At 40.8% G+C, this 11,735-nt stretch carries 8 protein-coding genes; 1 reads left to right on the top strand and 7 read right to left on the bottom strand.

All coding sequences use genetic code 11. From position 1 onward, the window contains the following. Positions 1–96: 96 nt before the first annotated feature. The 6 genes from ctaG to cyoE form a co-directional block, all read right to left on the bottom strand. A complete protein-coding gene (ctaG, locus tag ACWF5P_RS21280) occupies positions 97–999 on the bottom strand; it encodes a cytochrome c oxidase assembly factor CtaG (RefSeq protein WP_434169026.1) in 903 nt (300 codons plus the stop codon). Positions 1,000–1,149: 150 nt separating this feature from the next. Then, entirely contained in the window at positions 1,150–1,485 is a 336-nt protein-coding gene (gene ctaF / locus ACWF5P_RS21285) for a cytochrome c oxidase subunit IVB (protein ID WP_048684534.1), read from the bottom strand. Positions 1,486–1,488: 3 nt separating this feature from the next. Further along, on the bottom strand, positions 1,489–2,118 hold the full coding sequence (locus ACWF5P_RS21290; protein ID WP_101224556.1) for a cytochrome (ubi)quinol oxidase subunit III: 630 nt from the start codon (positions 2,116–2,118) through the stop codon (positions 1,489–1,491). Then, positions 2,118–3,989, bottom strand: a complete 1,872-nt coding sequence (gene ctaD, locus ACWF5P_RS21295) for a cytochrome c oxidase subunit I (protein ID WP_101224555.1) — start codon at positions 3,987–3,989, stop codon at positions 2,118–2,120. The genes ACWF5P_RS21290 and ctaD overlap by 1 nt, the downstream gene beginning before the upstream one ends. Before the next feature lie 24 nt (positions 3,990–4,013). Continuing rightward, on the bottom strand, positions 4,014–5,096 hold the full coding sequence (gene coxB / locus ACWF5P_RS21300) for a cytochrome c oxidase subunit II (protein WP_137018819.1): 1,083 nt from the start codon (positions 5,094–5,096) through the stop codon (positions 4,014–4,016). A 255-nt stretch (positions 5,097–5,351) separates the two neighbouring features. Further along, on the bottom strand, positions 5,352–6,290 hold the full coding sequence (cyoE, locus tag ACWF5P_RS21305; RefSeq protein WP_101224553.1) for a heme o synthase: 939 nt from the start codon (positions 6,288–6,290) through the stop codon (positions 5,352–5,354). Between the two features lie 600 nt (positions 6,291–6,890). On the opposite strand from cyoE, the gene ACWF5P_RS21310 reads away from it, so the two are divergent. After that, positions 6,891–7,877, top strand: coding sequence for a COX15/CtaA family protein (locus ACWF5P_RS21310; protein ID WP_427574016.1), 987 nt, complete (start codon positions 6,891–6,893; stop codon positions 7,875–7,877). Between the two features lie 178 nt (positions 7,878–8,055). Here ACWF5P_RS21310 and pyc read toward each other — a convergent pair whose 3' ends face one another. Next, a complete protein-coding gene (pyc, locus tag ACWF5P_RS21315) occupies positions 8,056–11,493 on the bottom strand; it encodes a pyruvate carboxylase (RefSeq protein ID WP_434169025.1) in 3,438 nt (1,145 codons plus the stop codon). Positions 11,494–11,735: the final 242 nt, after the last annotated feature.

Genomic DNA, 11,735 nt, shown 5'->3' on the forward strand with positions numbered 1-11,735 from the left:
AGCCAAGTCGAATCACTGGCTATTTGCTTTAAATCAAAAAACAGGCAAGGCAGATAAAAGACTTGTCCGTCCCAAGACAAGTCTTTTATCGTACAATTATTCTACAGTCTGAAAATCCGAAGGTATCGGATCGATATCATTTTGGCCGCCATTCTCCTTTTTGAACCAAGCAAAGAAAATGACACCTAGTACATAGCCTAAAACAATTTCTTGGATTACCTTCATCAGAACCCCACCAAGCTGTTGATCCTCAAGCAATGGCAGTCCATTGAACATTTCCGGGCCACTGAGCGTTAAGCCGGACAGTGCTGAAGCCGGAACGCAAAGCTCCATGGCACTCGCCCAAGATTCCGCATTGGTGAATGTATCATACATCGGATCATTAGCAAAAATGATCAAAGCGCAAGCAGGGGTCATTAGAATGCCACTGCCGAAAATATAAGCTACTTTTTTCACACCTGATAGACTTTCACGTTCCGGAAGTTGATTGACAAGCGGGAACCACATCAAAACAGCAGTGGTAAATAAAAGGACCGTGTATCCGGCATGAAGCCACATCCCCGTTTTGATAAAGTCGAACACTAACGGGATATGGTACAACGAGAAAAGAACATTAAACAGTAAAAGGGCGACAAGAGGTTTCGTGAAAAATTGAAATAACGGCTTCACTCCCCTTGAGTTTATGAAAGTTCTCATAAGCCAATCTGGAATCGCTATGATAAATAAAGGCGGAATCACGAGATAGAGCAGTGCCATTTGAAACATGTGCGCACTGAACATGATATGGCTCAATAAATCCATTGGCGATCCTTTTACTGCATATAGAAGGAACATGGCTATCAAAAAATAAGTTGCCTGTTTAACGGATAGGACTGAACTGCCCGAAAACTTCTCCCTTTTTTTTGTCACCAGCCAAAAATAGCCAACGGTTATAAGTACGAGGACGGCAAAATAATAAGGACTCCACAAAGCGCGAAATCCGAAAATATCAATAGACAAAAAAATCACCTCGTTCATAAACTTTTTCTTACTTTCATTATACCTAAAATGAAACATGGTAACAAATATAGATAAACTTGGATTCTTTTTCTAGCTAATCAACACATAAAGAAAACCGGCTATCATTCAATAGCCGATTTCCTTTATGGTTTATAACCAAACAATCGTTGTGAACACAAGGACAGTTATCAAGCCGACTGCAAGGCCCGAAAATAAGAACAATGCAATGGTGCCATGCCCTTTATGCTTCATATGCATGAAATAATACAATTGGAAAATCACCTGTACAACTGCCAGCAGCAAAATGACTGGTTTAATGAACCAATGTGAAAAACCCTCGATTCCTACAGCAGCAAAAGCAAGTAATGTAAAGAAAATCATAAGTGTAAATGATATCACTTGGTGTTTCATCTCTTCAGCATTTTTCTTACGGCGATATTTTAAATCGACATTCGGGTTCGCTGAATTTGATTGTTCATTCGCCATCAGTTATCCCACCATTCCCATTAAGTATACGACAGTAAAGATAAACACCCAGACTACGTCAATGAAATGCCAATAAAGACTCGCGACATAAAATTTAGGAGCGTTATATAAATTCAAGCCCCTTCTTGCATTACGAACCATAAGAGATATGATCCAAACCAGACCGAAAGCAACGTGTCCTCCATGAAAACCAACTAACGTATAAAACGCGGAGCCGAATGCACTGCTCGTAAATGTATGATGGAATTCATGAACATAGTGATTAAATTCATAAATCTCGAGACCTAGAAAAGCAAAGCCGAGTGCAACTGTAATCACAAGCCATGCTTGCATTTGTTTAAAATGGTTATTTTTCATATGGTACATCGCATATACACTGGTTAATGAACTGGTCAATAAAAGCATGGTTGCTACAAAAGTCAGCGGTAATTCGAATAAGTCTTTAGCTAGGGCTGCATCACCATTTGGAACTTTATCCTTCAATGCAAGGTAAGTTGCAAAAAGTGAGGCGAATAGTACCGTCTCTCCACCAAGAAACAACCAGAATCCCAAATACTTATTTTTACCTTCTAAAGTCGCTTTCTCGGGAGATGCAGGCCAAGTGGCATCCGTGAATCTTTCATCTGCTTGCATTATGCCTTACCTCCCTTGTCTTTATTGTCCATAAGGTCTTCTTTATGAATGTGGTATCCATGATCGTCTTTAACGGAACGGATAAGCATTGAACCGAATGTGATCAAAAGTCCAACAATAATTATTGGCAGGGTCCATGTCTTATCATCCATATTATATAAAGCACCGAATGCGGCAACAAATAAACCCAAGGCAATCGTTAAAGGTAGTATGGATGAATTCGGCATATGGATATCCCCCAGTGGTTCTGCAGGAGTCATTTCCTTTTTCCCTTCCATTTTTTCAACCCAGTAAGGATCTAATCCGCGGACAAGCGGAAGTTGTTTGAAATTATAAAACGGCGGTGGTGATGGGATGGCCCATTCCAGCGTACGGCCGTCTCCCCATGGATCATTGCCGACTTTCTCATTCTTCACGGATGTAATGATTATATTGATGACCATAACCAAGACCCCAAATGCCATTAAGAAGGCTCCAACTGTACTAATCATATTACCTGTATTAAGACCTTGATCGTCCAAGAATGTAAATACGCGACGAGGCATCCCCATCAAACCTAAGAAATGTTGAATGAAGAATGTTAAATGGAAACCGATCAAGAACGTCCAAAATGTGATTTGTCCCAATTTTTCACTTAACATCGTTCCAAACATTTTCGGCCAATAAAAATTGATTCCAGCCAGTAAACCCAATACAACCCCACCAACGATTACATAGTGGAAATGGGCAACAACGAAATAACTATCATGGTATTGATAATCAGCTGGTGCTGATGCGAGCATGATACCTGTCACGCCACCCATGGTAAATGTAGGGATAAAGGCAACTGCATAAAGCATCGGTACCGTGAACTTGACGCTTCCGCCCCACATTGTAAAAATCCAGTTGAATATCTTAATACCTGTCGGCACCGCAATAGCCATGGTAGCCACGGCAAAAATCGCATTCGCGATAGGTCCCAAACCAGTCGTAAACATGTGATGCGCCCAAACCATGAAACCTAAGAAACCGATTAAAACGGTTGCAAATACCATCGATGAATATCCGAATAATCTTTTTCTTGAAAATGTAGCGAAAATTTCGGAAAAAATACCGAAAGCTGGAAGAATCAGGATATATACTTCCGGGTGACCGAATATCCAGAATAAATGCTCCCAAATGATCGTATTCCCTCCCGCTGCTACATCAAAGAAATTCGAGCCGAACATCCTGTCGAACATCATTAACACCAATCCTACGGTAAGCGGAGGAAAAGCGAATAATATCAATGCGGAAACAACGAAAGTTGACCATGTGAACAGCGGCATACGCATATATGTCATACCAGGCGTACGCATATTAATAATGGTTACAAGAAAATTGATCCCCGCAATTAATGTTCCCAATCCTGATATCTGTAATCCCAGGACGTAAAAATCAATACCATGGCCTTCGGAATGTAGGGAAAGTGATGCATATGATGTCCAGCCTGCATCAGGAGCCCCCCCTAAAAACCAAGAAAGATTCAGAAAGACTCCTCCAAAGAAAAACAACCAAAAACCTAACGAGTTCAAAAATGGGAACGCGACATCACGTGCCCCTATCTGTAAGGGTACAACCGCATTCATTACAGCAAACACCAATGGCATGGCTGCCAGAAATATCATAGTTGTACCGTGCATGGTCAATATTTCATTATAAAATCCGGCACTTACGAAATCATTATTTGGGATTGCAAGCTGGATACGGATAAACATCGCTTCCAAACCGCCGATTACAAAGAATAATCCGCCAGAGATAAGATATAAAATGGCGATTTTCTTATGGTCCACCGTCGTCAGATAATCCCAAAGCGTAGCGCCAAATCCTTTTTTATTAGCGTACGTACTCACGATTTAACCTCCTTAATCAATGTTCTATTTGTCTTCCACCTTAAGCTCTAATAGATAAGCTGCCAGTGCATTAATATCTGAATCCGAAAGTTCGCCGTAAGTACCGGTCATCGTGTTGCCCGGTTTATACTTCTCAGGATCCTTGATCCATTTTTTCACATTCTCTTCCGTATGGTCCAATACGCCAGCCACTTTTTGGCGTTCACCGAATGTAGCGAGATTCGGAGCCTGACGAGCAGCTTCAGGCCTGCTGTCATTTGGTGTCACCGCATGGCAGCCTATACAACTTTGATTAAAGACATCTTCACCCTGTTTGGCTAGATCACCTTCAACGACAGGTTCCTTCGCGGCTTTCATATCTTTAGTCCAAGCTTCAAAATCGCTTTTGGACTTCGGTACGACCTTAAAATCCATCAAAGCATGTGAAGGACCGCAAAGTTCAGCACATTTTCCGTAAAACAAGTTGTTTGAATCTTCAGCCTTTTCACTATCGAATTCTAAGAAAAACTGATTGACCCCTTCTGTATTGGTATCCATCTTTCCTCCGACAGACGGTACCCAGAATGAATGCTTAACATCTGAAGCAGTTAGATTGAAATACACTTTTTGATCGGTTGGCACAACCAAATCCTGACTTGTTACAACGCCAAGGTCCGGATATTCAAACTCCCACCAATAAAGGTTCGCCCTGACATTCACGACAAGTGCATCCTTTGTTTTTCCATCCTTATCTTTCTTATCCATTGCCTTTGTGTCGGCTAAGTCGAAAGTCGTGACGACGGTTGGAACAGCCAGAACAATTAAAAGAAGGATAGGAATAACAGTCCAGATAATTTCGAGTTTATGACTTCCTTCAATTTGTTTCGGTATTGTTTCGTCGCCTTCCTTCCGACGGAAGCGTAGTAAAACTACAACGAACAAAATAATCACAACAATAATAACCAGTACCATGATTAGTGTACTCAATATCAGTAAGTCATACTGAGATTGCGCAACATCGCCAGCTGGCTTCAGCGCGGATAGAAATGGTTCGCCGCAGCCCGAAAGGACAAGTCCTACAATACCCAGCAGAGCAATTAGGCGCCATTTGTGCAGCCTTTTTTTCATAGCTTCAGAAACCCCTCTTTCGTCAAAATTTTCTCACAAAAATAAAAATGGGCGCAATTGCGAATATTCTCTCTATGTCAATTTCTAAAAAGAAAGAATCCCTAAACTAAGGAATTATTAAGATGATCCATGTAACCGCTCTTATGTATGACCCCGTTGGTTCCGTTAATATGTATGAGTCGCGGTCAGTGCAATATATATATCAGTAAGCTGGAGCCTGTAAAAGAACAGGCCGCCAGCTTATTTTAACCAAAACTAGATGAGAGTGACAATAACCATCGCTACAAATAAAATGGTCATATAATTTAAAGAATATACAAACATGGATGTTGCCCATTTAACATCATCTTTCTTTTTATACCCCTTAATTCCCAAAATAAGCCACCCCGTACTCAATAATGCAGCAAGAATAACTAGCGGTGTTCCTAATGGAGTTAAAAAGAAAGGTACAAACATTAAACAGACGATCCATAGCATGATCGACCTTTTTGCGGCCTTGAAGCCTTTTACGACCGGAAGCATAGGTACCCCGGCTGCACGATATTCTTCGACACGCCTCATTGCTAGAGCATAAAAATGAGGCGGCTGCCACAAGAACATGATCGCGAACAGGACCCAGGCGATCTTATCAAGGCCCGGGTCGACTGCAGCCCACCCGATAAGTGGAGGCACGGCTCCGGATATACTGCCTATAATCGTATTCGATACAAATCTACGCTTGAAAACCATGGTATATAAAACAACATAGGCGAAGACGCCGAATGCACCTAGTATGGCAGTTGTCATATTAGTCAATGCAAGTAAAATCAGCCCTGCAGCAATTAAGCCGAAACTTAACGCCAATACCTTTGAAGGCTGTACTTTTCCAGTTACCGTTGGACGGTTTTTCGTTCTTTCCATTAAATGATCGATATCACGGTCATAATAATTATTGAAACTGCAAGATCCAGCCATAATGAGCGCCGAACCTGCAAGTGTATAAAACACTACATCTAGATTGTTTAAGAAGCTAAGCCCCGAAAAATGAAGAGCTAACCACACGCCGGTAAAAGCTGTAATTATATTTGAATTGACAATCCCCACTTTTATAAGTGCGAGAAAATCCTTCCAAGCTGTTGTTTCAGGTATATCCGATTGAAGGGCGGCTTTACTGTCCTCCATGACAGCTTCTGACAAACCCCTTGTTTCTGACATTTGTTTTCCTCCTTTAAATCATTCAGCACAGACGCAAATGCAAAAAAATACTTACATATGCTATAGAACATTATTTCATACTTTTCGATATTTGTAACCAAGGAAGCGTAAACAAAAAGTAAATTATTTACCAATGACCGTTGTCAATGGAATCCATCGAGAGCTTTCATTCTTAATATCATGCTTAATAACAGTAAAATTTAGTAAAATCATTTCTTCAATATATTAAAACACATTTTTGGAAGCTTTTGTGAAATTTTTTCGGATAATTTTTGACCAATTTGTGTCTCAATAATTTACTGCTGTTAATTAGATGTTCATCAAGAACATGAATAGTATGCTGTTATCATCATCCCCTAGGCTCTATCCCTATTTTGCTCCTACTTGAAGGTTTACACTCCCTTTATTTCTATCAAAGTCTTTTGCAACTTTCAACTATTTCAGGCATTTTAATTAATAGCTATAATATAAACTGAACTTGTAAAATCATTCTATTTTGTGTAATATCGAGGAAGTTCGACAAATATTATGAAAAACCTTATGCTATTATTAATTTTAAGAACAATCCTATTTGCTACAGAGAAAAAGGTGGGACTACTAGTGAAATCGTCTCTTAAATGGTTTGCTGTTTTAACAACGATTGTAATGCTTTTCATCTTACTTGGTGGAGCTTTAGTCACGAAGACGGATTCCGGCATGGGTTGCGGCAGGTCCTGGCCATTGTGCAATGGCCAATTGATCCCGGACAAAATCACGATTGAATTGGTCATTGAGCTTTCCCATCGGCTCGTTTCAGGTGCTGGAGGATTCTTGGTTTTAATTTTATCGTACATGTCTTGGAAAAAAATCGGTCATATTCGTGAAGCGCGTTTCTTATCCGTCCTTTCTTTTGGTTTTCTGTTACTGCAAGGGTTGATTGGAGCCGCTGCCGTCATTTGGTCACAATCCGATTTCGTCCTTGCCCTTCATTTTGGCATATCGCTCATTTCCTTTGCTTCCGTCTTTTTACTGACATTGTTGATTTTTGAAGTAGACAAGAAGTTCGAAGCCGAAAAACTTATAGTTGACAAACGTATGAAATTCCATATTATTGGCGTATTGATTTTTTGTCTGGCAGTCGTCTATACGGGTGCTCTTGTAAGGCATACAGAATCCAGTCTTATCTGTAAGGATTGGCCTTTATGTGTAAATGACAGCGCTGCACTCCCCTCCAACCTTTATGAATGGATTCAAATGGGGCACCGTGCAATGGCAGGCGCTATTTTCATTTGGGTATCATATGTGGCTTATATCGCCAAAAAACATTACAAAAATCAAAAAGTTTTATATGGCGGTTGGATTGCTGCATTCATTCTCGTATTTTTACAGGTCACCGCTGGAGCCTTTATCATTTTCTCAAGGCAAAACTTATATATCGCATTGACACACGCATTGTTCATTGCCTGCTTTTTTGGTGTAATGAGCTATTTGATGCTATTGACATCAAGAAGTAAAAAAAATGCCCTAGCTCAGCAAAAAGGGAACTCCACGCACGCAGTCAAAGGGCAGGATGAACAGGATATAACACCAACGGTACCCGCCCGTTAATGTCTGATTGTTCAATCAAATTCAAAGAGACAAAACAAAAACCACCATTCCCGGGAATGGTGGTTTTTGTTTTGTCTCAAGATGACCGTACATTGCCTAAAAAGAGGGTACAGAGCAGCTTGAAATCTCAAGCATACCCCCTATACCCCAAATCATTACAAGGTCACAGTCAGCTAGATTACTTAGTTATTTCAATCAATAAGTCTCCAGTACTGATCGCTTCTCCATCTTTAACATAAATATCTTTAATGGTCCCGGAGAATGGTGCTTGCACGGTAGTTTCCATTTTCATCGCTTCCGTAATGATTAGGTGATCACCCTGCTTGACCTGATCGCCTTTCTCGACAACTACGCGAATAACCGTACCTGGCATTGTCGCACCGAGTTGTTCTTTATTTTTTGGGTCTGCTTTCATTTTTGATACAACGGAAGATTTAATGTTTTCATCCTTGATGATCACTTCACGTGATTGACCATTCAACTCAAAATAAACGACCCTTGTTCCATCAGCCAATGGCTGACCGATTGAAACCAATTTTACGATGAGCGTTTTACCCTTTTCAATTTCAACTTCGATCTCTTCCCCTAGCCTCATGCCATATAAGAAAGTTGCGGTATCGAGGTTGGAAACATCTCCAAACAGCTCAATCGTTTTATTGTACTCCAGGAATACTTTTGGATATAGGGCATATGCAAGCACATCGAAATCAGTGACTGCCCGTCCCAATTCCTTGAATAATTCTTCTTTAAGTGCTGCAAAGTCCACTTCTTCCAGTAATTCACCCGGTCTTACTGTTATAGGTTTCTTCCCTTTCAGGATAACTTCCTGAAGCTCTTTAGGGAATCCCCCAACTGGCTGACCTAGATAGCCTTCGAATAACTCTATGACTGAATCAGGGAAATCGATGGAATTTCCTTTTGTCAGAACATCTTCTTCAGACAGGTTATTTTGTACCATGAATAAAGCCATATCCCCAACAACTTTGGATGAAGGAGTTACTTTTACGATATCGCCGAACATTACATTGACGCGCTGGTACATCTCTTTCACTTCATGCCAGCGGTCTCCCAGCCCCACTGCTTTGGCTTGCTGCTGCAGATTACTATATTGACCGCCTGGCATCTCGTGTTTGTAAACCTCGGTATGAGGTGCATTCATGCCGCTTTCGAAGTCATGATAGAATTTCCTGACCTCTCCCCAGTATTCTCCTAAACGCTCTAGAGAATCGACTTCCAATTTAGGCTGTCTGCTTGACCCCTCCAATGCATAATGAAGTGTTTGTACACTTGGCTGCGAAGTCAGTCCAGCCAAAGAACCAATCGCCGTATCAACGATATCCACACCAGCTTCGATCGCTTTAGAATACATGTAAATTCCATTTCCGCTTGTATCATGAGTATGCAGATGGATCGGAAGGGATGTCGATTCTTTCAGTTCCGATACAAGGCGGTAAGCAGCTTCAGGTTTCAAGAGGCCGGCCATATCCTTGATCGCTAAAATATGGGCACCGGCTTGTTCTAATTCCACCGCCATATTTTTATAGTATTCGATATTATACTTGCTGCGTGATGGGTCATTCAAATCCCCTGTATAACAAATGGCAGCTTCCGCAATCTTGCCTGATTGACGGACTGCATCAATAGCCAATTCCATTCCTTTAACCCAGTTTAAACTATCGAAGATACGGAAAACGTCAATGCCTGCATCCGCTGATTTCTCTACGAATTCACGAATGACATTATCAGGGTAATTTTTGTAACCAACTGCATTTGAAGCCCTTAATAGCATTTGCAAAAGGACATTCGGAGCTTTTTTCCTGAAACTTAACAGCCTGTCCCATGGATCTTCTTTCAAGAAGCGATATGCGACATCAAAAGTTGCCCCGCCCCACATCTCCATTGAAAATAAATCAGGAAGGAGTTTTGCTGTAGGCTCAGCAATATCAAGGATATCTTTCGACCTGATTCTCGTCGCCAGTAAAGATTGATGTGCATCACGGAAAGTCGTATCGGTGATCAATACCTCTTTCTGTTCTTTAATCCATTTGACCAGTCCCTCTGCACCTTGCTCTTCAAGTATATTTTTTGTACCAGAGATAAGCGGCAGACCACCAACATTAGGAATCGGAGCTGGATCAAAAACCGGCTTTTTCTTTTTCTCGACTCCGGGGAATCCATTCACGGTCACATTTCCGATATATGAAAGCATTTTTGTCCCACGGTCTTTCCTGATTGGGAAGCTAAATAATTCCGGTGTTGTATCAATGAATGATGTATCATATTCCCCATTTATGAATTTTTCATGTTTAACAACATTTTCAAGGAAGGGAATATTAGTTTTAATTCCACGAATCCTGAATTCCTTAAGGTTACGAACCATTTTGGAAGCTGCCTGCTCAAATGAAAGCGCATGAGTCGAAAGTTTAACGAGAAGGGAATCATAATATGGTGTGATGACCGCACCTTGGAACCCATTCCCTGCGTCCAGACGAACACCGAATCCCCCACCGGAACGGTAAACCATCATTTTCCCGGTATCGGGCATGAAATTATTCAATGGGTCCTCAGTCGTCACCCTTGATTGAATCGCAAATCCATGAGTTTTAATTCCCGCTTGTTCGGGAATCCCGATCTTTTTGCCATGGAGTTCATGCCCTTCAGCTACCATGATTTGAGATTGAACGATGTCAATGCCCGTAATCATTTCAGTAATGGTATGCTCAACCTGTACCCGTGGATTGACTTCAATAAAGTAAAATTCGCCATTTGCGACAAGGAACTCGACCGTACCAGCGTTCACATAATCAATATTTTTCGCCAACTTGACGGCTGCCTCACAAATCCTTTCCCTCAAATCTTCGGAAAGGGAAACGGAAGGTGCCACTTCCACAACTTTTTGATGCCGTCTCTGAACGGAACAGTCACGTTCATATAAATGGACGATATTCCCATGAGTATCAGCCAAAATCTGAACTTCGATATGCTTCGGATTTTGTATGAATCTCTCTACATAGACTTCATCATTACCAAAAGCTGCTTTAGCTTCTGATTTTGCGCGATCATAAGCCTCTTCAACTTCTTCGATTTTTTCGACAATCCGCATTCCGCGTCCGCCGCCGCCTAAAGAGGCTTTTATAATAATTGGAAAACCATATTGTTCACCAAATTCCTTGACTTCTTCAACACTGGTCACCGGTCCATCGCTACCAGGGATAACCGGAATATCAGCCAGTTCAGCTTGTGTTCTGGCTTTCACTTTGTCACCAAACATATCTAGGTGTCTTGATTCTGGTCCGATGAAGATTATGCCCTCTTCCTCACAACGTTTCGCAAATTCAATATTTTCTGAAAGAAAACCATAACCTGGATGAATCGCATCGACTCCGCTCATTTTGGCAATCGCAATTATGCCTTCAATATCCAGATATGCATCAATCGGCTTTTTGCCTTCCCCGACCAAATATGCCTCATCCGCTTTATATCTGTGATAAGAACCATAATCTTCCTTTGAATAGATTGCAACTGTGTGAATGTCTAATTCCGTACATGCACGAAAAATCCTTATCGCTATTTCCCCACGATTTGCCGCAAGTACTTTTTCTATACGTTTCGCCATTGCTACCACCCTAATCAATATGTATTTTTATTGAATATATAGAAAAAAAGCGTGAAAGATTTCCACCACTTTTTATTCATGAATTGATTTCCCAAATAAGGAGTCCAATCTGATTAAGCTCATTTTATCGCTGATGTAATTATTTCGATATATTTTATATTTTCGATTTTTACATTCGATAAAGTTTAAAAAGAGCCCTATACCATTAACAAATGAAAATTTAGCTATAATAATATATTATC

The organism is Peribacillus sp. NPDC055009 (genome assembly GCF_053608705.1).